Raw genomic sequence first — 25,573 nt, forward strand, 5'->3', positions numbered from 1 at the left:
GAGTGCACGCGCGGCGGCCGGTCGCGGCCGAATTCGATTGCGGGCGGCCGCCGGATCGGCCAGCCTGGCGGGCATGACAGGGACCGTCTACCTCATCACCGGAATCCAGGCCGCCGGTAAATCTACCGTCGCGCAGGCGCTCGCGCAGCGGCTGCCGCGGTCGGCGCATATCCGCGGCGATACCTTCCGCACGTTCGTGGTCAACGGCCGGGCCGAGATGGGCCCCGAACCGTCGGCGGCGGCCGTCGAACAGTTGCGATTGCGCTACCGGCTCGCGGCCGCGAGCGCCGACGCGTATGCCGAGGCCGGTTTTTCGGCGGTGGTGCAGGACGTGGTCCTGGGCGAGCATCTGCCGTGGTTCGCCGAACGGATCCGGACCCGGCCGTGCCATGTGATCGTTCTCGTACCGCGACCCGAGGTGGTCGCCGCCCGCGAGGCGGGCCGCGCCAAGAAGGCCTACGGCGTGTTCACCGTCGCGGATCTGGATTCCGGCCTGCGTGGCACCACACCGCGGATCGGATTGTGGCTCGATACCTCCGACCTTACGGTCGAGGAGACCGTGGACGCCATCCTCGATCGGTCGCAGCCCCTCCCCTGACGACTCGTCCTCACGCCCGGGCCTCTCCCCGACCCTTGTGAATACATACGGTCGTATGTATTCTTTGATCGAGGCTCGCACCCCCACGGGACAGAGGAGAACGGCGATGGCCACGGACACCCGAAGCAGACCCGCCGAGTCGATCCGGACCGAACCCCTGTTCGATATCACGGTCGACCTGGAGAAACCCCTGAACTTCGAAGACGGGCCCATCGGCCGCCGGGTTCTCCACCGCGCCGCGGGCGGTTCGTTCGACGGGCCCGGCCTTCGCGGGGAGGTGGTGCCCGGCGGCGGGGACTGGGCGCTCTATCGTCCCGACGGGACGATGCTGCTCGATGTCCGGCTGACCCTGCGCGCGGACGGCGACCTGGTGTACATGACCTACCAGGGCCGGTGGGTGATCCCGCCGGAGGTGCAGCGCACGATCACCGGTCTCGCGGACCTCTACGCCGTGGATCCGGCGCGGTATTACTTCCGCACCGCCATCCTGTTCGAAACCGGTTCCGCACAACACTCCTGGCTCAACGATATCGTCGCCGTGGCGTCGGGGCGCCCGGTCGACGGTGGCGTCGCCTATCACGTGGAACGGGTGTTGTGACGGCGACGGAACACCCGCGGGACCGGCGGCGCGAACGCGGCGCCCGGTCCCGGCATATGGTCACCCGCCACGCGGTCGATATCGCCTCACTCGACGGTCTGGCCGGGATCAGTTTCGGCCGCCTCGCCGAGGAACTCGATATCAGCAAGGCGGGTATCCAGACCCTGTTCCGCACGAAGGAGTCACTGCAACTGGCCACGGCCGAGACCGCGGGCGAGGTGTTCGCCGAGACGGTCGTGGCTCCGGCACTGCCGGCGCCGGAGGGCGCCCCGCGGTTGTACGCGCTGATCGATCGCTGGATCGACTACGCCGCCCGGCCGCTCTTCCCCGGCGGCTGCTTCTGGGGCGCCAACCGGCCCGAGTTCGACAGCCACCCGGGACCGATACGCGATCTGCTGGAACGGCAGCACCGCGGATGGCTGGACACGCTGACCGGTCGGCTCGAACAAATCGCGGCCGCGGGGCGGCTACGGTGCGGCGACGCCGAATTGGCGGCCTTCCAGATCGATGCCGCCCTCAACGCGGCCAATATCGCCCTGCGGCTGGGCGATTCCGGAAGTGTGGACAAGGTGCGCCGGATGGTCGGCGAACTCGTGCGCACGGGATCGTGAGCGCTACCGTCAGGGCGCCAGGTAAGCGCGCGCGATCTCGCGACGGTGGTCGGCGGGGCCGCCGAAGAGCGCCCGGTTCAGGGTCGCGCGTTTGAGATAGCGGTGGAGACCGCTCTCCCAGGTGTATCCGATACCACCGTGCAGTTGCATGGCCTTACCGGCGATCCGCACTCCGGCCTCACCGGCGTACGATTTCGCCGCCGCCACCGCGCGACTACTGTCCGGCGACGAATCCCCGGCGACCGCCAGCGCCTCGGCGAGCAGCCGGCGCGCGATCGTGAGCTCGACCAGCATATCGGCGCAGGCGTGTTTGACCGCCTGGAACGATCCGATGGGCCGGTCGAACTGCTCACGGACACGGGCGTAGTCGACGGTCGCGTCCAGCACGGCCGCGGCGATGCCCACACTGTCGCAGGCGACCGCGAGCACGGCCCGGTCGTAGAGAACCCGCGGGCCGCGATCCGGATCGGCCCGGAACGGGCGCAGTTCGTCCGGTGCGAGCGGCACCGCCGAAGCGTCCACCCGGCCCACGGTCCGGGTCGCGTCGACCACGGGTTCCGCGGTGATCCGCAGCCCGGGAGCGCCGGGCGCCACGAAGGCGAGGCGAATCGCCCCGGCCGGGTCGAGGGCGGGGATCAGCAGCGTGGTCGCGGCCGGAGCGTCCGGCACGAACGCCGCGGATCCGGACAACTCGAACCCCTCGGACGTTTGGGTCAACCGGAAGCCGGGTACTATGCCTCCGGTGCCGGCACAAGCCGATTCGCCGCCGGCCGCCGGCACCATATTTCCTTCCAGCACCGTGATCGGTACCGCGGTACCCGCGACGGTGTCCCGCAGGAGTGCGTCGCGGCGGGAGTCGGAATCGAGCAGCGACAGCGCCCCGATACCCGCCGCGGCCACACTCGGGTACGCGGTCCGCGCCGCCGCCCGGCCGATCTCCTCCAGCAGGATCGCCACCTCGGTGAAGGTGGCGCCCGCACCGTCGTACCCGTCCGCGATCTCGAGCCCGGGCCATCCCGCGCCCACCAGCACCGGCCACCCGATCTCGGCTTCCCCGCCCTTGCCCAGCAGTTCCCGTGCGACAGTGCGCAGTTCGTCGTGGAATTCGCCGAATTCGCCGCTCATCACGCTCCCGCCGGTTCGCGGGGCAGGCCCAGGCCGCGTTCCCCGATGATGGTCCGCTGGATCTCGCTGCTGCCGCCGGGAATCGTCCATTCCCAGGAGCCCAGGAAGTCCAGCACCCAGGCTCCCGACTCCCAGCCGCCCGACATCGGCTTCCGCAGAACCGTCTGGCCCGGCAGACCACTGATCTCGGCGCCGAAATCGGTGATCCGCTGCAGGAGTTCGCTGTAGTACAGCTTCACGATCGAGGCGTCGGCCGGGCCGACCGTCCCGGCGGCGTGCCGTTCGACCAGATCCCGGCACAGCGACCGCAACCCGGTCAGTTCGATCTCGAGCCGGGCCAGCCGGTCGGCGGTCACGGCGTCGTCGACGGGCCGGCGGCCGGTGGGTCCGGGCCGGCGGCATTCCGCGAGCAACCATCCGAATCCGGCGTGCCCGAGACGCTCGGCGAGTTCCAGCATGGTGAGGCCGCGCTCGGCGCCCAGCGTCTGCTGGGCCAGCTGCCAGCCCCGGTTCTCCTCGCCGAGCAGATTCGCGGCCGGGATCCGCACCTGATCCAGGAAGATCTCGCAGAAATGCGATTCCCCGGTGGCCTGCCGGATCGGCCGCACCTCGATTCCCGGGCTGCGCATATCCATCACGAAATACGAGATGCCCTTACGTTTGGGCGCTTCCGGATCGGTGCGGGCCAGCAGCAGGCACCAGTCGGCGTACTGCGCCCCGCTGGCCCAAACCTTCTGCCCGGTGACCACGTAGTCGTCGCCGTCGCGCCGGGCGGTAGTGCGCAGGGCGGCCAGATCGGAGCCCGCACCGGGCTCGGAGAAGCCCTGCACCCAGAGTTCCCCGTCCAGGATCGCCGGTAGATGGCGTTCCCGCTGCGCGGCGGTTCCGCCCGCCAGCAGAGTGGCGGCGGCGTGATGGATCGCCACGAACGCCAGTACCAGCCGTGGTGCGTCGTGTGCGGCGAGCTCCTGATACAGCACGATCTGCTGCGGTATCGGCATACCGCCGCCGTACTCGGCCGGCCAGTGCGGCACCGCGTAGCCGGCCGATCGCAGACGCTGGAACCACTCCTGCTGGAACGCCACGAAATCGGCGTCGGTGGCTCCGGTCTGGGCCGCACGCCACCCGGCCGGGACATTGGCCCGGCACCAGTCCCGCACCGCGGCGCGGAACGCGGTGAGATCGCTGTCGGCCATCACCGGCAGCCTCACCGCCGCGCCCGGTCGCGCAGCGCGTGCAACCGGTCGCGGTGTTCGTCGGACTGCATGGTCACCACCTCGGCCGCGAAACCGGCCTGCAGCGGCCCCGCCAGCGCCTGCGAAAGATACATGTTCACCACCCGTTTGGTGCTGCTCAGCGCGCCCTGTGGCTGTTTCGCCAGCCGGCCGGCCAGCAGGCGGGCGGCCTCGGCGAGTTCGCCGGCGGGCACCACCCGGGTCGCCAGCCCGAGCTCCACGGCGGTCGCGGCGTCGATCCGGTCACCGGTGTAGAGGTATTCGCGCGACCGCAGGATCGGGGTGAGCAGCGGCCAGAACGCCGCACCGCCGTCACCGGCCACCAATCCGACCGCTACATGCGGGTCGGCGAGGTGCGCGCGGTCGGAGATGAGGACGATATCGCTGAGGATCGCGATACTCGCGCCCAGTCCCACGGCCGGCCCGTTCACGGCGGCGATCACCGGCAGCGGGAAGCGCAGCAGTTCCTCGATGATCTCCGCACCCTCGCGGATGCTCTCGTCGCGGGCCACCGGATCGTCGAGGAAGGAGGTGATCCAGTCGAGATCACCGCCGGCGCTGAACGCCCGGCCGGCCCCGGTCAGGATCACCACCCGCGCCTCGGTATCGGCGGCCAGCTGCCGCCACACCTGGGCGAGCGCACGGTGCAGATCGGCGTTCACCGCGTTCAGCTCGTCCGGGCGGTTGATGGTCACGGTGCGGACGGGGCCGTCACCGGTGACGGTCAGCACTTCGGGCAGGTCGTATCGCACAGCGCCTCACACTCCCGCCGGATCGGAGAACAACCCCGCCAGACCGCGACGGCCGATCCGGCCGGACAGCAGTTCCTCGGTCCCCACCGGACCCACCGGCAACCGCCGCAGCGGCAGACTGTACCGCGACAGCCACGACAGCGTGGTCTCGTCGCAGAAACCGGTCGCACCGTGCAGTTGATGGGCGATCCGGAACACGATATCGGCGGCCTCCAGCGCCGCCAGCCGCAACGCGAGCGCGTCGTCGACCGCCTCCGGACGACCGGACTGGATACTCCACAGCGCGTACCGGGCCAGCAGATCGACCCCCCTGCGTTCGACCTCGGCGTCGGTGAGCTGGAACTGCACCCCCTGGAATTCGCTCAGCGACCGCCCGAACTGCTCGCGGACCTGCACATGGGCACGGGCGAGCTCCACGGCCCGGTCCAGCATGCCCAGCAGCGTCCAGCACGGCAGGGTCAGCGCGAGCGCGAGATCGGCGGAGCCGTCACCGGGTAGCGGCCGGATCTCGAACCGGGTCACGAAGGCGGCGTTGCGGGTGTACTCCCGCGGACCGATCGGCACGGCGACTCCGCGCGCGCCGTCGGTCGAGACGGTCGCCCACCGCAGATCCACTTCCGCGACCTGCCCGGCGGGCTCCGGTCCCGACACCACGATCAACCCGTCGAACTCCGGATCCTCCGGCCGGGCCAGCCGCTCCGCGACCGGGTAGGGCGTCGCCCAGTACCCGGCGCCACGGCACAGCGCCGCGGCGGCCTCCAGTTCGACCGGGTCGCGCCGCGGCGCCAGATCCCAGGCGCCCAGATTCCCGAGCACCGGCTCGATCAGCTCCCGGCGGCGCGCGGGTTCGCGTTCGGCCCGCTGCACCAGGTCGTCGCCACCGGCCGCGCGCAGCGCGCGCACCACCTCGCGGCCGAATTCCTGTGCCTCGGCGGCGAGTTCGAGCCGCACCTCGTGCTCGGATCCGGCCGGCCCGCTCGACGTACTCACACTGTCCTCCTGCGGCGGCCGCGGTATCCCCTGCGGTGGTGTGCCGCCGTCGCGGCGCCGGCGACCGGGGCGGCCGGCCCGATCGCGGCCGTCACCGCCGGCGGTTCGGATGGTCCGGCCTCGTCCGGGCCGGTGGTGGTGCGGGCTCGGGGCCGGATCCGCACGCGGCGCCGCTCGACCCGCCGGATAGCGGCGGACGGTACGGCAGGACCGCCGGCGATCTCCGCGGCCGGTAGCGCACGTGGCGCGGGTTTCACGATGCCGCCCGCCCGGATGCCGGTGGGCGGCTCTCCCGGCGGTCCGGCGTGCCCGGTGCCCGACGGGCCGAATCGCCACGCGCGGCGAGGAGTTCGCGCGCCAGCAGGATCCGTTGCACCTCGATACTCCCCGACGCCACCGTGGCGGCATTGGCGTAACGCCAGTGGTCATCGACCGCGCTCCGGAACCGGCGGCGCTCCGGGGAATCTCCCGGCACGGCCGCGGCGAGTTCCACCAGCACCTCCGCGCTCTCCTGATCCAGCCTGGTCACCGCGATCCGGTAGGCGGCGGCATCGCCCGGCGCGACGGTGCCCGAATTCTGCAGCGACACCACCTGGTACGCGAGCAACCTGGCCCGGCGGCACCGGGTGAGCATCCGTGCCCAGCGACCGCGCAGGGCGGAGGGAACCTCGTCCCAGGCCGCGCCGAGCGCCTCCGGCGCCGCGTGCAGCAATCGCTCACACCGGGCGTAGCGGGCGATCCCGACCCGTTCGAAGGCCAGCACCTCCTGCACGACCGACCAGCCCTGGTCCACCTCGCCCAGGACATCGGCCTCGCTCGCCCGGACGCCGTCGAAGAACACTTCGTTGAGGTGGTGCGGGCCGAGCATCGCGTCGATCGGCCGCACTGTGATGCCGGGGTCGGACATGGGCAGCAGGAACACGGTGAGCCCCTGTTGTTTCCGGCCCGCGTTCGAGGTCCGGGCGAGCAGGAAACACCATTGCGCCATGGTGGCGTAGGAGGTCCAGATCTTCTGGCCGGAGATCGACCAGCCGTCACCGTCGCGCCGGGCGGTGGTGCGCAGCGAGGCCAGATCGGACCCGGCGTCCGGCTCACTGAAGCCCTGACACCAGATCACCTCACCGCGCGCGATCGGCGGCAGGTGTTTGCGCTGCTGTTCGGGGGTGCCGTGCCGCATAATGGTCGGACCCACCCAGTTGACGCCCATGTACTGCGCCCCGCGCGGTTCGTGCTGCGCCCACATCTCCTCGCGCACCACGGTCTGCTCCCAGATCGAGGCGCCGCGGCCGCCGAATTCCTCCGGCCAGGCCAGGCAAAGCAGACCGCGCTCGGCGAGCGTGGCGCAGAAGCGCTGGGCGACGGCGAGGTCCGCGGGGTCGTCGGTGAAGGCACCGAGAAAGTCGGCGGGGACCTCGTCGGCGATCAACCGGCGCAGCTCGCCCCGGAGCTTCCCGGCGGTCGCACCCATCGTGAAGTCCATGGGCGTACCCTACGGCAATCCTCATAAGGATTGCAATGTTTGCTGGTTTGGCTCGCGGGCATTCCAGAGCCCGCGCCCGCACGGCTCACACCGGCGGCACCCCACCCGCCTCCGCGGCCGACGCGACGACCAGGCAGTAATCACCCAGCCGCGCCACCTCTTCCGCTGTCGGCTCGACGCCGGACCACAGGTATTCCGACAGTTTTCCCACCGCCGAATAGGCCAGCAGACCGGCGACGTATTCCGGATCGCGCACCCCGAGTTCGGCCAGCGGCGCATTCAGCAGTTCGGCCAGCCGGCGCGGCGCCGATCCGGCCCGGCCCGACACCAGATCCACCCCCAGCGCACCGGTCTGGCACAGCACCGCCCGGGTATCGGCGGCGATCGCCGCATCGGCCTGGGCCAGGATCGCGGCGACCCAGCAGCGTATCCGGGCGGCGGCACCGGCTTCCTTCGCCATCCGGTGCGCGACATAGTCGCCCAGCCGTTCCGTGCCGTCGGTCAGCAGCGCCGCCATCAGCGCGTCCTTGGACCGGAAATGCCGGTAGAACGCGTCATTGGACAGCCCGGCCGCGGCCACGATATCGGCCACCCGCGGACTGCCCCGCGGACCGCAGCGGCGCACCTGATCCAGGGCGGCGTCCAGCAACCGGCGGATCTCGCCGGCGTATTCGGCCTCCCGTTCCGCGACCGCCTTCCGGGCGATCCGGCCCACCAGGCCCGATCCCGGATCGGACTCCGAAAGAATTGCATTCTTCTTCACAAGAAGGATATTCTCACCGGACGAGAGGAGGCGCAAATGGCGTGGGATTTCGATACCGACCCGGACTTCCAGGAGAAACTGGACTGGGCCGACGCGTTCGTCCGCGAGGAGGTCGAACCGCTCGATCTGGTCTGGCCGCATCAGCAGTTCGTGCCCTTGGAAGGCGCCCGCCGGGCGGCCATCGAACCGCTCAAGCAACGGGTACGGGAACAGGGACTGTGGGCCACCCATCTCGGCCCGGAACTGGGCGGGCAGGGTTACGGGCAGCTGAAATTGGCGCTGCTCAACGAGATCCTGGGCCGCAGCTCGTGGGCGCCGATCGTCTTCGGCTGCCAGGCGCCCGATACCGGCAACGCGGAGATCATCGCCCACTACGGCACCGAGGCGCAGAAGGAGCGCTATCTGCGGCCGCTGCTCGAGGGCGAACTGTTCTCCTGCTATTCGATGACCGAACCGCAGGCCGGCGCCGATCCGACCCTGTTCCGCACCCGGGCCGAACGCGACGGTGACGACTGGGTGATCAACGGCTGGAAGTTCTTCTCCTCCAACGCCCGCACCGCCGCGTTCCTGATCGTGATGGCCGTGACCGACCCGGATATCAGCCCGTACAAGGGCATGTCGATGTTCCTGGTCCCCTCCGACACCCCCGGTATCGAGATCGAACGCAATATCGGACTCGCCGGCGAACCCTTGAACGACGGATCGCACGCCCTCATCCACTATCGCGATGTGCGGGTTCCGGCCGAGGCCCTGCTCGGCGGGGAGGGGCAGGCGTTCGTGATCGCGCAGACCCGGTTGGGCGGCGGCCGTATCCACCACGCCATGCGCACCATCGGCCTGGCCCAGCGCGCCCTCGACATGATGTGCGAACGCGCACTGAGCCGCGAGACCGCGGGCAGCCGGCTGGCCGACAAGCAGTTCGTCCAGGGCTATATCGCCGACTCCTACGCGCAGCTCAAACAGTTCCGGCTGCTGGTGCTCTACACGGCCTGGGAGATCGACAAGTACAACGACTACAAGAAGGTCCGCAAGGATATCGCCGCGGTGAAGGTCGTGATGCCGACCGTGCTGCACGATATCGCCTGGCGGGCCATGCAGGTACACGGCGCCCTGGGCACCACCAACGAACTGCCGTTCTTCACGATGATCCACGGCGCCGGAGTGATGGGCCTGGCCGACGGACCCACCGAGGTGCACAAGATGACCGTCGCCAAACAGGTGCTGCGGGACTACTCGCCCAGCGACGATCTGTGGCCCACCGAATGGATTCCCCGCAAGCTCGAATCGGCGCGGGCGAAATACGCCGACTATCTGGAGAACGAGGTGGGCAACCTGTGATCGACTTCGCGCCACTGGGGCCTTGGATGGACGCGGCCGGACTCCCCGGTAAGGGTGAGCCGCTACAGACGAAACTGCTTTCGGGCGGGACGCAGAACGAGATCTACGAGATCACCCGGGGCGAGCACCGCAGCGTGCTGCGCATTCCGCCGACCCACGCCCCGGCCGACCGGGACAAGGGAATCCTGCGGGAATGGCGGATCATCGAGGCCCTCGACGGCTCCGATGTCCCGCATACGTCCGCGGTGGGGGTCTGCACCGATCCGTCGGTGCTCGGCCGGACCTTCTACCTGATGGGGTTCGTGGACGGCTGGTCGCCGATGGACCACCGGCGGGTGTGGCCGGCGCCGTTCGATACCGATCTCACCGCGCGCGGGGGGCTGGCCTATCAGCTCGCCGAGGGGATCGCGCTGCTGTCCAAGGTGGATTGGCGCGAACGGGGCCTGGACGATCTGGGCCGGCCGGACGGTTTCCACGAACGGCAGGTCGCACGGTGGACCGGGTTCTTCGAACGGATCAAGGGCCGCGAACTCGAGGGGATGGAGACGGCGACCCGCTGGCTGCGCGAACACCGTCCGCTGGATTTCGTCCCGGGTCTCATGCACGGCGACTACCAATTCGCGAATGTCATGTACCGCGACGGCGGGCCCGCGCGACTGGCCGCCATCGTGGACTGGGAGATGGGTACCGTGGGCGATCCGAAGCTGGATCTGGCCTGGATGGTCCAGGGCTGGCCGGAAGACACCTCCGCGCCCGAGGCGAGCGAGTCCGGCTACGTCGATATGTACGGTATGCCGTCCCGCGATCAGGTGGTCGCGCACTACGCGGAGGTTTCCGGGCGGCAGGTCGACGATCTCGACTACTACCTGGTCCTGGCCCAGTGGAAGCTCGCGATCGTGCTGGAACAGGGTTTCCAGCGCGCGGGCGACGACATCAAACTGCAGTCCTTCGGCCCGATCGTTCCCGAACTCATGCGATCCGCCGCCGAACTCGCCGAATCAACGGAGTACCGCTCATGAGCGACGAAGAATTCCTGGTGGACCGGCGCGGTCCGGTCACCGTCCTCACCCTGAACCGCCCCGAGGCGCGTAACGCCCTCAACGGGAATCTGATCGGCGCGATCGGCGCGACGGTCCTGGAGGCCGAACGCGATCCCGGTATCCGGGCGCTGGTCATCACCGCGGCCGGCGATCGGGCGTTCTGTTCCGGGATGGATCTGCGCGCGTTCTCCGGCGGAGAGGATGTGGGGTTCAGCGATACCCCGGAGAACCGGGCGTTCCAGCGGCTGGCCCGCGGCGCGGTCGAGGTCCCGGTGGTGGGCGCGGCCAACGGATCCGCGGTCGGCGGCGGTCTCGAGGTACTGCTGGGCTGCGATCTGATCGTCGCCGCCGAGACCGCGAAGTTCGGTCTCCCCGAGGTACAGCGTGGGCTCTTTCCCGGCGGCGGCGGCACCTATATCGCCGAGCGGATCCCACTCGGAATCGCCCTGCAGCTCACTCTCACCGGCGAATTCTTCTCCGCGGCGCGTGGCTATGAGATCGGCCTGATCAACGCGGTGGTCCCGGCCGATCAGGTGCTCGACACGGCACTCGGTTTCGCCGAGCGCATCGCCGCCAACGGCCCCCTCGGAGTCGCGGCCTGCAAGGAACTGGTGCGCCTGTCGGTCACCGATCCGGCGAAGGCCGCGCAGCGGCTCCGGCACTGGCAGGAAGTGGTGTTCGCGAGCGCGGACGCCAAGGAGGGCGCGATGGCCTTCATGGAGAAGCGCGCCCCGGAGTGGCAGGGCAAATGAGTTCCGGGCGGGCGGTGATCTGCCCGGAATTCGGCACCCCGGAGGTGCTGCGGCTCGAACGCCGGGAGCCGCCGCGTCCCGGCGACGGGCAGGCGCGTATCCGGGTTCGCGCGGCCGCGGCCAACTTCCCGGATATCCTGCTGATCGCCGGGAAGTACCAGATCACCGTGCCGCCGCCCTTCGTACCGGGCAGCGAATTCGCCGGCACCGTCGAAGAGCTGGGGCCGGGTTGCCAGGGGGTCGCGGTGGGCGATCGGGTCACCGGAACGGGCCTCTACGGAGCCTTCGCCGACGATATCGTCGTGCCCGCGGCGAACCTCGCCGCGATACCGGCGGCGGTGGACGACCGCACCGCCGCCGCCTCCGGTGTCGCGCACCGTACCGCCTACCATGCGCTCCGCTCGATGGCCCGGATCCGGCCGGGCGATCCGGTCGTCGTCCTCGGTGCGGGCGGCGGTGTCGGCCTGGCGGCGGTACAGCTGGCCGTCGTACTCGGGGCCGACGTGGTCGCCGTGGCGTCCTCGGCCGAGAAGCTGGCCGCCGCCCGGTCCTACGGGGCGGCGCACCTGATCGACCACCGTGCCGGTGATCTCCGGCAGGCCCTGCGCGCGGCGGTCCCTGCCGGAGCCGCCGCCGTCCTCGACCCGGTGGGTGGTGACCTCGCCGAACCGGCGCTCCGGGCGCTGCGACGAGGCGGCCGCTTCGTCACCATCGGCTACGCCTCCGGCACGGTCCCCCGCATTCCACTGAACCTGGTGCTGGTCAAGGGCGTGCATGTACTCGGATTCCAGTTCCAGGACGTCGCGCCGGACGAATTCCGGCGCAACGACGAGGAACTCGCCGCACTTCTGGAGCAGGGGCGGGTCGCTCCGCATATCGGCGCGGTCCATCCGCTGGAGGACACGGCACTCGCTCTCGGCGATATCGCCGCGGGCCGGGCGATCGGGAAGGTCCTGATCGACCTGACGCTCTAGCAATCCCTCGGGCCGGCGCCGTCGAAGTAGGCCGCTGCCAACCGGTCCCGGTCGGTACGCAACCCGGCGGCGTCCCCGGACAGCACCACCCGGCCGTGGTTCAGCACGATCGCATGATCGGATACCGCCAGCGCGAGGTCGGCGTGCTGCTCCACCAGCAGTACCGCGATCCCCTCCTCCCGGGCGGTCTCGCGGATCGCGGGCAGCATATCCCGCACGACCAGCGGCGCCAGGCCCAGACTCATCTCGTCGACCATGAGCACTTTCGGACGGCCCACCAACGCGGCGGCGAGGGCCAGCATCTGCTGTTCGCCGCCGGACAGCAGTCCGGCACGTCTGGCGCGCAACCCGTCCAGTGCCGGAAACCGGGCGAGCACCGCCTTCTCCCGGACCGGATCGGGCGTGGGGGCCGCGAGCCGGAGATGTTCGGCGACGGTCAGCGGCGGGAACAGCCCGCGATCATCGGGGACGAGCCGCAGCCCACGCCGGGCCGTCCGGTACGGCCGCCGGTGATCGACCGGTGCGCCGAGAACGGTCACGCGGCCGCGTATCGGGGGCAGCAGACCGGCGAGCGCGAGCAAGGTGGTGGTCTTCCCGGCCCCGTTCGGGCCCAGCAGCGTCGTGACCTCTCCCGCGGCGAGCGCGATATCGAAATCTCGGACCGCCGGTATGCCGTTGTGCCCGACCACGAGTCCCTCTGCCAGCAGCGCGGTCTCAGACATCGGCGTCCTCCCTCGACGCTGCGACATCGGCGTACTCCCTCGACGCTGCGACATCGGCGTCCTCCCCCGGAGCTGCGACATCGGCGTCCTCCCTGGGCGCCCCGAGATAGGCGGCGATCACAGCCGGGTCGACCCGCGCTTCGGCCGGGGTTCCCGAGAAGATGATCCGCCCGAACTCCATCACATAGATCCGGTCGCAGACGCCCAGCACCAGGGAGATGTCGTGGTCGATCAGCAGTACTCCGGGGCCGCCGGCGGCGATACCGCGTATCCGCTCGGCGAAATCGCGGCTCTCCCGGCTGTCGAGCCCGGCGGCGGGTTCGTCCAGGAGCAGGATCCGGCAGTGCCCGGCGAGCGCCCGAGCGACACCGACCAGTTTCTGCTGCCCCAGTGTCAGGTCCCGGGCCGCGATATCGCCCACCTCACCGAGACCCACTGTGCGCAGCGCCGCGGTGACCGCCGGATCGGTCCGGTGGCGGCGGCCGAAGAGATCGGAGAGGACGGTGGCGAAGCCGCCCGGGCGCAGTGCGGCCGTGACGTTCTCGACCACGGTCAGATTCCCGAACAACTCACCGGACTGCCAGGTCCGCGACAGTCCCGCCCGCCGTCTCCGGTGGGGTGCGAGCCGGGTGATATCGGCGCCGTCGAGGGTCACCGAACCCGTGCATCCGGTGAACCCGGTGATCGCGTCGACGAACGAGGTCTTGCCGGCCCCGTTCGGTCCGATGAGTCCCACGATCTCACCGCGCCGCAGGGTGAGCGAGACCGCGCTGTTGGCCACCACTCCCCCGTATCGGACGGTCAGGTCCGTGGTCGTCAGGCCTTCCGATTCGGTCACGGTTGTCCCACCACTTCTTTCGAACCGTCCGCGCCCGGCCCGGAGACCGCCGGCGCCGGAGATCTGCGGCGGAGGCGGTCCACGGTCCGGCGGGCCTCTCCCGCCATGCCGACCGGGTTGAGTACGGCGGTCACGATCAGCGCGATTCCGGAGATCAGCGCGTAGTAGTCACCGAGTTCGAGGACCTCGTGCAACACCACGTAGAGGATCCCGAGCGGTCCGAGGACACCGGCCAGCGCGGCGCCGCCGAACGAGGTGATCCCACCGAGATAGGCGACGGCGAGCACCTGCAGACCCACGAAAACCGTGAACGATTCGGCGGACAACTGGCCCGCGCTGTAGCCGATCAGGCACCCGGCCAGACCGGCGATGAACGCCGAGAACCCGAACCCGAGCAGTTTCGTACGCCGGACGTCGATACCCACCGACGCGGCGGCGCGCTCGTTCGCCCGGACCGCCAGGAAGGTCCGCCCGGTATCGCCCGAGGCGAGCCGGATGAAAACCCAGACGACAACGGCGGCGACGGCCAGCACCAGCAGCGAGAACGGCAGCCGGGCGATCTCGCTGCCCTCCCGGATACCGAGATTCAGCCCGAAAAGGGTCGGGTTCGCGATGGGATTCCCGGAGGCGGGCGTCAGGCTGTAGTTGTTGAAGACGAACCGTTCGATGGCCAGCGCGGCCGCGATGGTGACGATGGCGAGCTGCGCTCCGCGGATGCGGAACGCGGGCAGCGCGACCAGCATCCCCAGCAAGGCGGCCACCAGCGCGCCGAGAAATACCGCCAGCGGCATCGGCATGGCCCACTCGGTGGTGAACTTGGACAGCGTGAACCCCGCCGCCCCGGCGAACGCCGTCTGCGCCAGCGAGATCTGCCCGAGATAGCCGGTGATCACCACGTACGAGAGTGCGAGCAGCATCAGGATGATCGAGTAGGTCAGCCCGAAACGGTAGGTGCTCGACGATACGGCCAGCGCGACGCCCACCGCCACCAGCAGGACCGCCGCCCCGACCGGACGGAACACGGGCACGCGCACATCCGGCAGTGCGATGGTCTGCAAGGACCCGCGTGACGGCAGTCTGCCGCCGAACAGCAGCAGGATCACGATCACCACCACGAACGGCACCACCTGGTCCAGCCCCGACGCGGCCCAGACCGGCCACCATTCCTTACCCGTGAAGAGATTCACCAGGGATTGGAAAGCGCCGAGAACCAGCGCGGCGATCGCGATCACGCCGACCGATTCCATCCGGGCGACCAGCAGCACCGCCAGGGCCGGGACGACGAGCAGCGTGTAGTTCATCGGATTGAGACCGGTCAGGCTGGAGCCCAGCAGCACCCCGAGTGTGGAGACCACCGCGGCCAGTACCGTCGCGATCGCGGCGAGCCGGTCCGGCGAGAAGCCGAGCAGGACGGCGCCGCGCTGGTTGGCCGCCGCCGCGCGGGTCGCCGCACCCAGTCGGGTGAAACCGAAATACGCCCAGATCAGCGCGGATGTCGCCACCATGAGCGCCGCCATGACGAGTTCCGAGGAAGAGAGCCGGGTGCCGAGCAGTTCCACCGACCCCGGCGGGATCAACGCCTCCACCGGAATGTTGTTGGGACCGAACCGGATGACCACCAGCGCCTGCACCGTGAGCATCAACGCCACGGAGACGACCACCTGGGCCAGCGCCGGCGCGTTGCGCACCGGACGGAACACCAGGTAGTGCGTGATCAGCCCGATCACCACCGCGGAGAGCAGCCCGATGGTCACGGCCGCCCAGATCGGCGGCGGCTCCGGGAACCGCACACTTCCGATCGGCAGCACCAGCGTGCCGTCGTCACACAGCTGGGCGAAAACATAGGCGCCCCACATGGCGGTGGCGCCCTGCGCGAAGTTGATGATCCCGGTCGACCGGTAGACCAGTAGCAGGCCGTTGGCCAGGCCGATGTACACCGCGCCCAGGCCCAGGCCCAGCACCACGAACTGAAGGTAGGTCTCCATCGGCTCGTCTCCGTATCGCCGCGGCTCAGGACCGCGGCAGGACGGACAGATCCAGATCGACGTAGCCGGCTTCGTTCACCGGCGCGAGGGTGCCGTCGTCCTGGACCTCGAAGAAGATCGCCTGACCGTTGCAGGTGGTGGGCACACCGGGCCACTGTTTTCCGTCGCAGGTGACGGTCGGTCCGGCGAACGATTCGAAGCCGGCGACCTTCGTGAAGGCCGCGGTCACCGCCTCGGCCGTGACCTCGGTACCGCCCGCCGCGTTCAGGATGTTCGCGATATTGACCAGGGCGGCGAAGGTGTAGAGCGAACGCGACGAGAGTTCGTCACCGTGGCCGACCGCGTCCATCGCCTTCGCGAAGAGGTCCAGCTGTTCTCGCACTTTCGGCGGTGCCGACTCCTCGGCGAGCGGCACCCACAGGCGCGGCTGGGTGACGACGCCCGCGCCCTGGGCTCCCATCCGCTCGATGAACTGCGAGCACGAACCGGCCAGGATCATGCCCTCGTAGCCCTGCCGCCGCAGCGCCGTGAACAGGTCGGTACAGGCGTCCTCGGGTAGCGCGATGACCCCGGCGACGTCCGGATCGTCGGCTATCTGGGTGGCTGCCACGACATTCAGGTTCGCCCCCGCGGCGGGCGGATACTGCACCTTGACGTCGATGCCCAGGTTGCCGGCGATGGGACGGATGAGATCGTCCACATAGGCATGACTGGTCGGCGATTCGTTGACCGCCAGCGACGCCGACTTCTTACCCATCGAATCGAACAGCGTCATACTGCTCAGCGAGGCGAAAGATACCGGTCCGGTGAAATAGAACGCCTTGCCGTAACCCGCCTGATCGGCGAGGAACGATCCGGCCAGGGTGCCGATGATCGGAATATCCGCCGATCCGAGGATGGGCACCGCCGCACCCATGCTCTGGTCCACCGCGTCGACCACCAGGGGGACCTTGCGGGAGACGAAACCGTTCGCGCAGTTGATCGAGGTCTCCGGACTGCCGTCGCCGCTGCACACATCCACGTCGATGGGGCGGCCGTGGATGCCGCCCAGCACCTCGTTGATGTAGTACTCGGCGGCGTCGATCCCGAAACCGCTCTGGGGATAGGCCGTGGCGCCCTTCAGCGGCGCCTGGGCGCCGATGACGATCGGATCGCCGGTGGCCCGGGTGCCACTGAGTTCGGTTTCCCCGCCGGAACCACCGCAGGCCGAGAGGACGAGCGCCGCGGCGAGTCCCAGCACCCCCATCGGAAGGATCTTCTTCACCACTGCACTACCTCATCGAGATTGCTGCGCTGCCGGTTCCGAGGGAGGGGACGGCGCGGTTCCTGCCTTGCCGGACGATTGCCGGACCCGCCGGTGCGCGGCACCGATATCGGCCCGCGCGTTCATCTCGGGCACGACAGCGAGAACACCTGCCTGACAAACCTTCCCGGACGGGCAGAGACGACTTCAGTGTGACCGACATTACGTCAATCCTCGTAAGGATTGCAACGTTTGCCCGAATTGCGCGCACCGGCCGCGGGATCGCGACACCCACACCGCCTGCCGCGGCGCGGGGCGGCGACCGGGAATACCGGGCTCCGGGAACAGGTTCCGGCTGGAATCGACGGTCCGCCGGACCGGGTCCGGGCGCATCGGCACCGGGTGGGTATCGGAAGGAAGACGATGAAGTACGCCGTCAGCTACAACACCGCCTATTTCGGCACCGACCCGGATCGCATCGCGGAGTACGCGCGCCACGCGGAAGCGCTCGGATTCGAAGGGCTGTATCTCTCCGAACATCTGGTGCTGCACCCCGGCGCCCGTATGCACGGGATCGAGGTGGACCCCGCGCTGCCGTTTCTCGACCCGCTCGACACTCTGGCGTTCGTGGCCGGGGTGACCGACCGGCTACTGCTGGGCACCGGTGTACTGCTGCTGCCGTACCGGGATCCGGTCCGTACTGGCCAAACAGCTGGCGACCATCGACGTCCTGTCCAAAGGCCGGATGCGGCTGCTGACCGTGGGATTGGGCGTACTACCGGCCGAGGCCGCGGCGACAGGTGTGGATTTCCGGACCAGGGGGCGGCGCGCGGACGAGGCGATCGATGTGCTGCGGCTGCTCTGGGCCGGCGGCGAGGACGGCGTCTCCTTCCACGGCGAGTTCTTCTCGTTCGACGATCTGGTCCAGTTCCCGAAGCCGTACCGGTCGACCACCCTGCCCATCCATGTGGGCGGTTCCAGCGATGCCGCCGCCCGGCGGGTGGGCAGGCGCGGTGACGGATACTTCGCGGGCGGCGCACTGCTGCCCGATGCGCGGGCGGCCCAGTGGAACCTGGCCCGCGCGACCGCCACGGAGGTGGGACGCGACCCCGAGGCCCTGCAGTACACCCGCTGGAGCGGATTGGACCTCACCGAGGAACGGCTGGCGGCGTTCACCGCGCAAGGGGTCGGCCGGATCGTCGTCACCGCCACCACCACCGACCCCGCCGAGCAGCGCGACGAGCTCTCGGAGTTCGCCGAGCGTTTCCTCACCGCGCCGGCCCGACCCGGCGACCCGGCCGGCCGGTGATTCCGCCGTCAGACCGCGCGGACCAGCCCCTGCCTGCCACGCAGGTCGGCCAGCAGCACCTCACCGCTGTGGAAGACCTCGACATCCTCGCGGTCGAGTTCGGGGATTCCCGCCGCCCCGAGGGCGCATCGTTTGAACGCCTGGGCCGCCGAGCTCAGGCGGTGGTGCGCCGAGGCGACCCGGCAGGCGAGTTCGGCGGGCAGATCGTCGCCCCAGACCGCGAATTCGGCCAGGCCGTTGTCCAGACAGGCGATGGCGCCGGTACGGACCCATTCGTTCGAGACGAAGACGTCGGGGGCCAGCAGCACACTTTCCGGCCAGGTGTCGTGCACCGGGGAGGCCATGGCGGTGGGCAGGTCCAGGACCGTGGCGCCGAGGATTTCCAGGGGGCGCACATCGTCGTGCTCGGTGAGCACGGCGATCACCTCCCAGCCGCCCATCATGCGGTCGAAGATGAACCCGCCCGCGTAGCGCACCGCGTCCACGGTGTTCGGCGCGACGATCGCCAGCCGGTGCCGTAGCGGATGGCGGCGGGCGTGCGCCCGCATGATGTCGACGGGACGTAGGCCCGGGCCGACCGCGCAGTCGGCGTCCAGTAGGCAATCAGCCCCATGTTCATCCCGCGAACCGATCACCGGGTACTCCGTTCGATAAACCAACTGGTGAAACAGTAGGGTCGACCGAGCCCCTGTGACGCATATCTCATCAAATTATTAAGTGTGCTATACATCACAAACCGAGGTCTTTGGCAATGATAACTTTCATGACCTCGCTGGTTCCCGCGTAGATCCGCGCCACCCTCGCGTCGGTGTAGAGCCGGGCGATCGGGTACTCCATCATGTAGCCGTAGCCGCCGAACAGCTGCAGGCAACGGTCCACGACCCGGGCCTGGGTCTCGGTGGCGAACAGCTTCACCCGGGCGGCGTCGGCCCCGGACAGTTCACCGTCCACCAGATCGCGCACCGCGCGGTCCACCATGGTCTGCCCGGCCTCGACCTCGGCGGAGATGGCGGCCAGTTCGAACTTGGTGTTCTGGAACGAGGCCACCGGTGTACCGAACGCCTTGCGCTCCTTGACGTACTCGATGGTGGCGGCCAGCGCCGCACGCGCCTGCGCCACCGACCCCACCGCCACCGTCATCCGCTCCTGGGACAGATTGTGGCCGAGATAGCCGAAGGCGGCGCCCTCCTCGCCCAGGCGGTTCTCCACCGGAACCCGGACATCGGTGAACGACAGCTCCACGGTGTCCTGCACCTTGCAGCCCATCTTGTCCAGCACCCGGCCGCGTTCGAAACCGGCCATCCCGTCCTCCACCACGAGCAGGGTCAGGCCCGCGCGCCGGTTGTCCGGATCGGTGGCGGTACGGGCCACCACGACCACCAGATCGGCGAGCAGACCGCCGGTGATGAAGGTTTTCGCGCCGTTGAGCACGTAGTGGTCGCCGTCGCGGACGGCGGTGGTGCGGATCCCGGCGAGATCGGAGCCGGTACCCGGTTCGGTCATGGCGATCGCGGTGAGCAGGGTGCCGTCGGCGAGACCGGGAAACCAGCGCTCACGCTGGGCCTCGTCGGCGTACTCCAGGAAGTACGGCAGGATCACGTCGAGCTGGGTGCGCACGGTGCTGAGCGTCACCAGAGCCCGCTGCGCCTCCTCCTGCAGCACCACGTTGTAGCGGTAGTCCCGCTGGCCGGTGCCGCCGTACGCTTCCGGAAGCGCGGTACCGAGCAGGCCGAGTTCGCCCATGCGCCGGAACACCTCCCGCGGCATCCGGCCCTGTTTCTCCCAGTCCGGGTAGTGGGGGACGATCTCCTTCTCGATGAATTCGCGGGCCAGCTCCCGGAACGCTTCGTGGTCGGGGGTGAACAGATCGCGACGCATGATCTTCCTAGGAGACGAGTTCGACGACGGTGGCGTTGGCGGTCCCGCCGCCCTCGCACATGGTTTGCAGCCCGTAGCGGATCCCGTTGTCCCGCATGTGATGGATCATGCGGGTCATCAGCACCGCTCCCGAGCCGCCCAGGGGATGCCCGAGCGCGATGGCGCCGCCCAGGGGGTTCGTGAGTTCCGGGGCGGCGCCGGTTTCGGCCAGCCAGGCCAGCGGGACCGGCGCGAACGCCTCGTTGACCTCGAAGACGCCGATATCGGACAGGGCCAGCCCGGTCTTGCGCAGCACCTTCTCGGTCGCCGGGATGGGCCCGGTGAGCATGAGCACGGGATCGGAGCCGGACACCGCCCCACCGCGATACCGCACCAGCGGAGTGAGCCCGAGTTCGGCCGCTTTCTCCGTGGTGGTCACCAGCAGCGCGGCGGCGCCGTCGGAGATCTGCGAGGAATTCCCGGCGTGGATGACGCCGTCGTCCTGGAACGCCGGTTTCAGATTCGACAGCTTGTCGGCCGTGGTCCCCCGGCGGATCCCCTCGTCCGCGGTGATCCGCCCGCCCTCGGTGAATTCCCCGGCGGCCGCGTCCACCGCGACGATCTGCTCGGTGAACGCGCCACGGTCCTGGGCCGCGGCGGCCAGTTCGTGCGAGCGCGCCGAGTACTCGTCCAGAACGGTCCGGGTGAAACCCCATTTCTGGGCGATGAGTTCCGCGGAGATCCCCTGGTTGAACGAGAAATCGTCGTACCGGGCGAAAACCGACGGACCGTAGGGCTGCCCGGTGGCCCGGGCGGCGCCCAGCGGTACCCGGCTCATCACCTCCACCCCACCCGCGACCACCAGGTCCTGCTGTCCGGACAGCACGGCCTGGGCCGCGAAATCCAGCGCCTGCTGACTGGATCCGCAGGCCCGGTTCACCGTGGTGCCCGGAATCGACTCCGGCCAGCCGGCGGCCAGCACCGCGTAGCGGCCGATATTGCTCGACTGGTCACCGACCTGCGAGACGCAACCCCAGATCACGTCGTCGACCAGCGCCGGGTCGACCCCGGTGCGCTCGGCCAGGGCCCGCAGCACCAGTGCCGAGAGATCGGCGGCATGCATGGCGGACAGGCCGCCCTTACGTTTGCCGACCGGTGTCCGCACCGCGCCGGCGATCACAACTTCCCGCATCTACCCGCTCCTTTTCTCACCGCCGGCCGGCGGCAGCGACCAGGTGCCGGTGAACCGCGGCGAGCGTTTCCCGGCGAAGGCCGCGTACGCTTCCGGCGCGTCCGCGGTAGCGAAATTGACTCCCTGGGCCCGGGCCTCACCGGCCAGGGCCTCCCGCATTGTCGAATCGGCGCCCTCGTTGAGCAGCGCCTTGGTCTGGGCCAGCGCCACCGGCGGCCCGGCGGCGAGCCGGTCGGCGACTTCGTCGGTGAACGTATCGATCTCCTCGGTCGCCACCACCCAGGTCACCAGGCCGAGCGCCTCGGCCTGCGCGGCATCGATGGTTTCGGCGAGCAGGGCCAGGCGTTTGGCCTGCTGCAACCCGACCAGTTTCGGCAGCAGCCAGGAACCGCCCAGATCCAGCGACAGCCCACGCCGGGCGAAGATCTGGGCGAACGACGCCTCCGGGGTGGCCACCACCAGATCGCACCCCAGCGCGAGATTCCAGCCCGCGCCGACCGCCACCCCGGTGACCTTGGCGATCGAGGGGGTCGGCAGATCGTGCAGCTGCTGGGCCAGATCGGTGAAGATCCGCATCTTGTCCATCGGATGCCGCGCATCGGGTACCGAGATATCGGCGCCCGAGCAGAACGCGCCCCCTGCGCCGGTGAGGACCAGCGCCCGGATCGCACGGTCGCCACCGGTATCGCGCAGCACATCCGCGAGTTCCTGCCACATCGCCCAGGTCATCGCGTTCTTGCGATGCGGGCGGTTGAGGGTCACCGTGCGGACCGCGTCACGGTCGGTGACCAGCACATCGGCCGTCATGTCCGCACCGGCCGGTCCGGCGGTCACGCCCGGCCCCCGCTCACGAGGGCGAGCCGTTCGCCGTGCCGTCGTAGGCGGGCCCGATCACCGATTCCGCACGCAACTCGGCGATCTCCGCCGCGTCCCGCCCGAATTCGCGCAGGATCGCGTCGGTATGTTCGCCCAGCCCCGGCACCGCACCCATCGGCGGATCGAAACCGCCGATCACCGCCGGTGGCAGCAGCGCGGGCACCCGGCCGCCGGGACTGTCGATATCGCGCCACCGGTCGCGGGCCGCCAGCTGCGGATGGTCGAGTACCTCCGCGGCGGTGTTGTACCGGGAGTTGCCGATCCCGGCGTCGTCGGCCGCCTTCTGCACCTCCGCCAGAGTATGACGTGCACACCAGGAACCGATGGCCTCGTCGAGCAGGGGGCGGTTGCGCACCCGATCGGAGTTGGTCCGGAACCGCGGGTCCTCGGCCAGGTCGGTGCGGCCCAGGATCTCCCGGGCCAGCCGCTGCCACTCCCGGTCGTTGGTGGTGCCGAGTACGACGGTCTGGCCGTCCCCGGTCGCGTACGCGCCGTAGGGAGCGACCGCCGGTGAACTCATTCCCAGCGGTTGCTGTTCGACGCCGGAGTGCTTGGTGTAGTTCAGGTGGTAGCCCATCATCTCGGCCATGGTGTCGAACAGGCTGATACTGATCGACGAACCCGTAACGGCCGCGGAGTCCGGCTCGCCACCCGCGCGCTGCCGCCCGCACAGGGTCGCCACGATCGACAGCGCCGCATACAGACCGGTGGTCACATCGGCGACCGCCGGACCGGGTTTGGCGGGTTCGCCGGGCCGCCCGGTCACCGAGCACACCCCGGATTCCGCCTGGACGAGCAGGTCGTAGGCGCGTTTGTGCGAGAGCGGGCCGCCCGCGCCGAATCCGTCGATCTCCAGTGCGATCAGATGGGGATGCCGCTGCGCCAGATCCGCCGGGGAGAGCCCCAGCCGCGCGGTGGCGCCCGGTGCCAGATTCGATACCAGTACATCGGCGCGGGCCAGCAGATCGTGCAGAACCGCCAGGCCCCGCTCGGATTTCAGGTCCAGTGTCACCGATTCCTTGCCCCGGTTGACCCAGACGAAATGCGCGGCCTGCCCCGCCACCACATCGTCGTAGTGGCGGGCGAAATCACCACCGGCCGGATTCTCGACCTTGATCACCCGGGCGCCGAAATCGGCCAGGGTACGGGTGCACATGGGCGCGGACACCGCCTGTTCCAGCGCCACCACCAGCACCCCGGCCAGTGGGCCGGAGGAGGTCATCACATCACCATGCCGCCGTCGACGGGCAGTACCTGCCCGGTGACGAAGGACGCGGCATCGGAGGCGAGGAAGACGAACGCGCCGGCCACCTCGTCGGGTTCGGCCCAGCGGCGCAGCGGGATACGGTTGATCATCTGCTCGGCGAATTTCTCGTCGGTGCGGATGGTTTCGGTCATCGAGGTCGCGGCCAGCGGGGCGAGTGCGTTCACCAGGATGTTCTTCCGGGCCAGTTCGCGGGCCAGCGATTTGGTGATTCCGATGATCCCGGCCTTGGCGGCGGAATAGTTCACCTGGCCCAGGGTGCCGGTCAGGCCCGCGGACGAGGTCACGTTGATGATGCGGCCGGTGCCGTCGGACGGCAGGTACGGCAGCGCCGCCTGGCTGCAGTTGAAGGTGCCCAGCACATGCACGTCGAAGATCTTGCGCATGGATTCCGGGGTGGTCTTCGGGAACATCGACGGGGCGGTGATCCCGGCATTGTTGACCACGACGTTCAGCGTCCCGCCGCCCAGTTCGGCGCCCTGCCGGGCGGCCTCGACCGCCGACTCGGGATCGGCGACGTTCAGGGCGCAGGCCCGTGCCGTCCCGCCGTCGGCGGTGATCTTCTCGGCGACCGCCGTGGCGGCGTCACCGTCGAGATCGGTGACCAGTACGGCCGCCCCCTGCGCGGCCAAGGCCCGGGCCACAGCCGAACCGATACCGCCCGCGGCGCCGGTGACCAGCGCCGTACGCCCCGTCAGATCGAATAGTCCGTTCTTCGCTGCCATCAGTAACTCCTCGGCATCTTCAACACATGCGACCCCAGATAGTTGAGGATCATTTCCTGACTGATCGGCGCGATCCGCATCACGCGCGACTCCCGGAAGTACCGGGAGACGTGATATTCCTCCGAGTACCCCATCCCACCGTGCGTCTGCATCGCCCGGTCGGCGGCCTCGAAACCGGCCTCCGCGCACAGATATTTGGCGGTGTTGGCCTCCCGGCCACAGGGTTTGCCCTGGTCGTACAACCAGGTCGCTTTACGCAGCACCAGTTCGGCCGCGTCCAGGCGGGCCAGCGAATCGGCGAGCGGGAACTGGATCCCCTGGTTCTTGCCGATCGGGCGCCCGAAGACCACGCGTTCGTTGGCGTACCGGACCGCGCGGTCGAGTGCGACCCGGCCCAGGCCCAGCGCTTCGGCCGCGATCAGCATCCGCTCGGGATTCAGGCCGTCGAGCAGATATTCGAAACCGCGGCCCTCCTCCCCGACCCGGTCTTCCACCGGTATCCGCAGATCGTCGATGAACACCTCGTTGGAGGAGACCGCGTTGCGGCCCATCTTCGGGATCGGGCGGATATCGATGTGATCGCGGTCGATATCGGTGAGGAACAGCGTCATACCGCTGGTCTTCTTCTCGACGTCCTCGTACTTCTGGGTACGGGTCAGCAGCAGGATCTTCTCGGACTCCAGCGCCTTGGAGATCCACACCTTGCGTCCGTTGACCACATAGTGGTCGCCGTCGCGGCGGGCGAAGGTGGTGATGCGGCTGGTGTCCAGACCCGATCCGGGTTCGGTGACGCCGAAGCAGACGTGCAGGTCACCCTGCGCGACCCGGGGCAGGGTTCGCTGTTTCAGCTCTTCGGAACCGTGCACGATCACCGGTTGCATCCCGAAGATGGACATATGGATCGAGCTGGCGGCGTTCATCCCGCCGCCGGAGCGCGACACCTGTTCGGCCAGGATGGACGCCTCGGTGATCCCGAGACCGTGCCCGCCGTACTCCTCCGGAATACACAGGCCCAGCCAGCCGCCGTCGGCGATGGCGCGATAGAACTCCGTGGGGAATTCGTGTTCCCGGTCTTTCTCCATCCAGTACTGATCGTCGAATTTGGCGGCCAGTTCGGCCACCGCGTCCCGGATCAGCCGCTGATCCTCGCTCAGTTCGAAACTCATACCGTCGGACACATCAACTCCCTCTCGTCATAGGTCACCCGCCGCTGCCGGGTGCGCCGTGATGGCACGGCGCACCCGGCAGGGCCGCATCGCGACCCCGCCGGTTCACCCGCGGTGGTCTGCGCCGACCGCCTCGGGTG

The 25,573-nt window shown here is 69.4% G+C and carries 25 protein-coding genes and 1 pseudogene; 9 read left to right on the forward strand and 17 right to left on the reverse strand.

Annotation, left to right across the window (positions count from 1 at the left end; genetic code table 11):
- Positions 1-73 precede the first annotated feature (73 nt).
- The 3 genes from ACZ6SF_RS23965 to ACZ6SF_RS23975 all read left to right on the forward strand — a co-directional run bounded on the left by ACZ6SF_RS23965 (position 74) and on the right by ACZ6SF_RS23975 (position 1,807).
- Entirely contained in the window at positions 74-598 is a 525-nt protein-coding gene (locus tag ACZ6SF_RS23965) for an AAA family ATPase (RefSeq protein WP_466064648.1), read from the forward strand.
- Between the two features lie 106 nt (positions 599-704).
- Positions 705-1,196 (forward strand): DUF3237 domain-containing protein, encoded by a 492-nt coding sequence (locus tag ACZ6SF_RS23970; RefSeq protein ID WP_466064650.1) that lies wholly within the window; start codon positions 705-707, stop codon positions 1,194-1,196.
- Complete coding sequence (locus tag ACZ6SF_RS23975; RefSeq protein WP_466064651.1) at positions 1,193-1,807, forward strand: TetR/AcrR family transcriptional regulator; 615 nt, start codon at positions 1,193-1,195, stop codon at positions 1,805-1,807. Before ACZ6SF_RS23970 ends, ACZ6SF_RS23975 begins: the two co-directional genes overlap by 4 nt.
- A gap of 9 nt (positions 1,808-1,816) precedes the next feature.
- Here ACZ6SF_RS23975 and ACZ6SF_RS23980 read toward each other — a convergent pair whose 3' ends face one another.
- The 6 genes from ACZ6SF_RS23980 to ACZ6SF_RS24005 all read right to left on the reverse strand — a co-directional run bounded on the left by ACZ6SF_RS23980 (position 1,817) and on the right by ACZ6SF_RS24005 (position 8,152).
- On the reverse strand, positions 1,817-2,932 hold the full coding sequence (locus tag ACZ6SF_RS23980) for an acyl-CoA dehydrogenase family protein (protein ID WP_466064653.1): 1,116 nt from the start codon (positions 2,930-2,932) through the stop codon (positions 1,817-1,819).
- Positions 2,932-4,128, reverse strand: a complete 1,197-nt coding sequence (locus ACZ6SF_RS23985; protein WP_466064654.1) for an acyl-CoA dehydrogenase family protein — start codon at positions 4,126-4,128, stop codon at positions 2,932-2,934. The genes ACZ6SF_RS23980 and ACZ6SF_RS23985 overlap by 1 nt, the downstream gene beginning before the upstream one ends.
- 11 nt (positions 4,129-4,139) lie before the next feature.
- Positions 4,140-4,919: an enoyl-CoA hydratase/isomerase family protein gene (locus ACZ6SF_RS23990; RefSeq protein WP_466064656.1), complete on the reverse strand. Its 780-nt coding sequence runs from the start codon at positions 4,917-4,919 to the stop codon at positions 4,140-4,142.
- A 6-nt stretch (positions 4,920-4,925) separates the two neighbouring features.
- Positions 4,926-5,870 carry an acyl-CoA dehydrogenase family protein gene (locus ACZ6SF_RS23995; RefSeq protein ID WP_466064935.1) on the reverse strand — a complete coding sequence of 315 codons (945 nt, stop codon included), beginning with the start codon at positions 5,868-5,870 and terminating at the stop codon, positions 4,926-4,928.
- Positions 5,871-6,162: 292 nt separating this feature from the next.
- Positions 6,163-7,389, reverse strand: coding sequence for an acyl-CoA dehydrogenase family protein (locus ACZ6SF_RS24000; RefSeq protein WP_466064658.1), 1,227 nt, complete (start codon positions 7,387-7,389; stop codon positions 6,163-6,165).
- 85 nt (positions 7,390-7,474) lie between these two features.
- Positions 7,475-8,152, reverse strand: coding sequence for a TetR family transcriptional regulator (locus ACZ6SF_RS24005; RefSeq protein WP_466064660.1), 678 nt, complete (start codon positions 8,150-8,152; stop codon positions 7,475-7,477).
- 36 nt (positions 8,153-8,188) lie between these two features.
- On the opposite strand from ACZ6SF_RS24005, the gene ACZ6SF_RS24010 reads away from it, so the two are divergent.
- The 4 genes from ACZ6SF_RS24010 to ACZ6SF_RS24025 are packed head-to-tail and all read left to right on the forward strand — an operon-like array spanning position 8,189 to position 12,256.
- A complete protein-coding gene (locus ACZ6SF_RS24010) occupies positions 8,189-9,490 on the forward strand; it encodes an acyl-CoA dehydrogenase family protein (RefSeq protein WP_466064661.1) in 1,302 nt (433 codons plus the stop codon).
- 26 nt (positions 9,491-9,516) lie between these two features.
- Positions 9,517-10,509 carry a phosphotransferase family protein gene (locus tag ACZ6SF_RS24015; protein WP_466064937.1) on the forward strand — a complete coding sequence of 331 codons (993 nt, stop codon included), beginning with the start codon at positions 9,517-9,519 and terminating at the stop codon, positions 10,507-10,509.
- Positions 10,506-11,282 carry an enoyl-CoA hydratase-related protein gene (locus ACZ6SF_RS24020; RefSeq protein ID WP_450000958.1) on the forward strand — a complete coding sequence of 259 codons (777 nt, stop codon included), beginning with the start codon at positions 10,506-10,508 and terminating at the stop codon, positions 11,280-11,282. Before ACZ6SF_RS24015 ends, ACZ6SF_RS24020 begins: the two co-directional genes overlap by 4 nt.
- Entirely contained in the window at positions 11,279-12,256 is a 978-nt protein-coding gene (locus tag ACZ6SF_RS24025) for an NADPH:quinone oxidoreductase family protein (protein ID WP_466064663.1), read from the forward strand. Before ACZ6SF_RS24020 ends, ACZ6SF_RS24025 begins: the two co-directional genes overlap by 4 nt.
- Here the strand turns inward: ACZ6SF_RS24025 and ACZ6SF_RS24030 are convergent.
- From ACZ6SF_RS24030 to ACZ6SF_RS24045, 4 genes are read right to left on the reverse strand one after another with little or no spacing between them, the layout of a single operon-like run.
- Positions 12,253-12,978: an ABC transporter ATP-binding protein gene (locus tag ACZ6SF_RS24030; RefSeq protein ID WP_466064664.1), complete on the reverse strand. Its 726-nt coding sequence runs from the start codon at positions 12,976-12,978 to the stop codon at positions 12,253-12,255. The genes ACZ6SF_RS24025 and ACZ6SF_RS24030 overlap by 4 nt on opposite strands.
- Entirely contained in the window at positions 12,971-13,816 is an 846-nt protein-coding gene (locus ACZ6SF_RS24035) for an ABC transporter ATP-binding protein (protein WP_466064666.1), read from the reverse strand. The genes ACZ6SF_RS24030 and ACZ6SF_RS24035 overlap by 8 nt, the downstream gene beginning before the upstream one ends.
- Positions 13,813-15,801: an ABC transporter permease gene (locus ACZ6SF_RS24040; protein ID WP_466064668.1), complete on the reverse strand. Its 1,989-nt coding sequence runs from the start codon at positions 15,799-15,801 to the stop codon at positions 13,813-13,815. Before ACZ6SF_RS24040 ends, ACZ6SF_RS24035 begins: the two co-directional genes overlap by 4 nt.
- A gap of 25 nt (positions 15,802-15,826) precedes the next feature.
- On the reverse strand, positions 15,827-17,068 hold the full coding sequence (locus ACZ6SF_RS24045) for an ABC transporter substrate-binding protein (RefSeq protein WP_466064670.1): 1,242 nt from the start codon (positions 17,066-17,068) through the stop codon (positions 15,827-15,829).
- Positions 17,069-17,467: 399 nt separating this feature from the next.
- Here ACZ6SF_RS24045 and ACZ6SF_RS24050 point away from each other — a divergent pair.
- Both ACZ6SF_RS24050 and ACZ6SF_RS24055 read left to right on the forward strand, forming a co-directional pair.
- Positions 17,468-17,680 (forward strand): annotated as a pseudogene (locus ACZ6SF_RS24050) (LLM class F420-dependent oxidoreductase); the annotation flags it as partial.
- Between the two features lie 28 nt (positions 17,681-17,708).
- Positions 17,709-18,353 carry an LLM class flavin-dependent oxidoreductase gene (locus ACZ6SF_RS24055; RefSeq protein WP_466064672.1) on the forward strand — a complete coding sequence of 215 codons (645 nt, stop codon included), beginning with the start codon at positions 17,709-17,711 and terminating at the stop codon, positions 18,351-18,353.
- Between the two features lie 8 nt (positions 18,354-18,361).
- On the opposite strand, the gene ACZ6SF_RS24060 is transcribed toward ACZ6SF_RS24055, so the two are convergent.
- The 7 genes from ACZ6SF_RS24060 to ACZ6SF_RS24090 form a co-directional block, all read right to left on the reverse strand.
- Positions 18,362-18,901, reverse strand: coding sequence for a hypothetical protein (locus ACZ6SF_RS24060; RefSeq protein WP_466064674.1), 540 nt, complete (start codon positions 18,899-18,901; stop codon positions 18,362-18,364).
- Between the two features lie 181 nt (positions 18,902-19,082).
- Complete coding sequence (locus ACZ6SF_RS24065; protein WP_466064676.1) at positions 19,083-20,231, reverse strand: acyl-CoA dehydrogenase family protein; 1,149 nt, start codon at positions 20,229-20,231, stop codon at positions 19,083-19,085.
- A 7-nt stretch (positions 20,232-20,238) separates the two neighbouring features.
- A complete protein-coding gene (locus tag ACZ6SF_RS24070) occupies positions 20,239-21,402 on the reverse strand; it encodes a thiolase family protein (RefSeq protein WP_466064677.1) in 1,164 nt (387 codons plus the stop codon).
- Complete coding sequence (locus ACZ6SF_RS24075; protein WP_466064939.1) at positions 21,403-22,209, reverse strand: enoyl-CoA hydratase/isomerase family protein; 807 nt, start codon at positions 22,207-22,209, stop codon at positions 21,403-21,405. It lies immediately after the preceding gene.
- A gap of 40 nt (positions 22,210-22,249) precedes the next feature.
- A complete protein-coding gene (locus ACZ6SF_RS24080) occupies positions 22,250-23,500 on the reverse strand; it encodes a CaiB/BaiF CoA transferase family protein (protein WP_466064678.1) in 1,251 nt (416 codons plus the stop codon).
- On the reverse strand, positions 23,500-24,267 hold the full coding sequence (locus ACZ6SF_RS24085) for an SDR family NAD(P)-dependent oxidoreductase (RefSeq protein ID WP_449999598.1): 768 nt from the start codon (positions 24,265-24,267) through the stop codon (positions 23,500-23,502). Before ACZ6SF_RS24085 ends, ACZ6SF_RS24080 begins: the two co-directional genes overlap by 1 nt.
- On the reverse strand, positions 24,267-25,433 hold the full coding sequence (locus ACZ6SF_RS24090; protein WP_449999607.1) for an acyl-CoA dehydrogenase family protein: 1,167 nt from the start codon (positions 25,431-25,433) through the stop codon (positions 24,267-24,269). The genes ACZ6SF_RS24085 and ACZ6SF_RS24090 overlap by 1 nt, the downstream gene beginning before the upstream one ends.
- Between the last annotated feature and the right edge of the window lie 140 nt (positions 25,434-25,573).

Source organism: Nocardia sp. NPDC049935 (genome assembly GCF_055586645.1).

Excerpts from the sequence above, each read along its gene's own strand:
- ACZ6SF_RS24030 (WP_466064664.1), bottom strand. The coding sequence starts at position 12,978 with ATGTCTGAGACCGCGCTGCTGGCAGAGGGACTCGTGGTCGGGCACAAC.
- ACZ6SF_RS24080 (WP_466064678.1), bottom strand. The coding sequence starts at position 23,500 with ATGACCTCCTCCGGCCCACTGGCCGGGGTGCTGGTGGTGGCGCTGGAA.
- ACZ6SF_RS23985 (WP_466064654.1), bottom strand. The coding sequence starts at position 4,128 with ATGGCCGACAGCGATCTCACCGCGTTCCGCGCCGCGGTGCGGGACTGG.
- ACZ6SF_RS24075 (WP_466064939.1), bottom strand. The coding sequence starts at position 22,209 with ATGACGGCCGATGTGCTGGTCACCGACCGTGACGCGGTCCGCACGGTG.
- ACZ6SF_RS24020 (WP_450000958.1), top strand. The coding sequence starts at position 10,506 with ATGAGCGACGAAGAATTCCTGGTGGACCGGCGCGGTCCGGTCACCGTC.
- ACZ6SF_RS24025 (WP_466064663.1), top strand. The coding sequence starts at position 11,279 with ATGAGTTCCGGGCGGGCGGTGATCTGCCCGGAATTCGGCACCCCGGAG.
- ACZ6SF_RS23965 (WP_466064648.1), top strand. The coding sequence starts at position 74 with ATGACAGGGACCGTCTACCTCATCACCGGAATCCAGGCCGCCGGTAAA.
- ACZ6SF_RS24070 (WP_466064677.1), bottom strand. The coding sequence starts at position 21,402 with ATGCGGGAAGTTGTGATCGCCGGCGCGGTGCGGACACCGGTCGGCAAA.
- ACZ6SF_RS24040 (WP_466064668.1), bottom strand. The coding sequence starts at position 15,801 with ATGGAGACCTACCTTCAGTTCGTGGTGCTGGGCCTGGGCCTGGGCGCG.
- ACZ6SF_RS24000 (WP_466064658.1), bottom strand. The coding sequence starts at position 7,389 with ATGGACTTCACGATGGGTGCGACCGCCGGGAAGCTCCGGGGCGAGCTG.
- ACZ6SF_RS24060 (WP_466064674.1), bottom strand. The coding sequence starts at position 18,901 with ATGCGGGCGCACGCCCGCCGCCATCCGCTACGGCACCGGCTGGCGATC.
- ACZ6SF_RS24015 (WP_466064937.1), top strand. The coding sequence starts at position 9,517 with ATGGACGCGGCCGGACTCCCCGGTAAGGGTGAGCCGCTACAGACGAAA.
- ACZ6SF_RS24090 (WP_449999607.1), bottom strand. The coding sequence starts at position 25,433 with ATGAGTTTCGAACTGAGCGAGGATCAGCGGCTGATCCGGGACGCGGTG.
- ACZ6SF_RS23980 (WP_466064653.1), bottom strand. The coding sequence starts at position 2,932 with ATGAGCGGCGAATTCGGCGAATTCCACGACGAACTGCGCACTGTCGCA.
- ACZ6SF_RS23970 (WP_466064650.1), top strand. The coding sequence starts at position 705 with ATGGCCACGGACACCCGAAGCAGACCCGCCGAGTCGATCCGGACCGAA.
- ACZ6SF_RS24085 (WP_449999598.1), bottom strand. The coding sequence starts at position 24,267 with ATGGCAGCGAAGAACGGACTATTCGATCTGACGGGGCGTACGGCGCTG.
- ACZ6SF_RS24065 (WP_466064676.1), bottom strand. The coding sequence starts at position 20,231 with ATGCGTCGCGATCTGTTCACCCCCGACCACGAAGCGTTCCGGGAGCTG.
- ACZ6SF_RS24010 (WP_466064661.1), top strand. The coding sequence starts at position 8,189 with ATGGCGTGGGATTTCGATACCGACCCGGACTTCCAGGAGAAACTGGAC.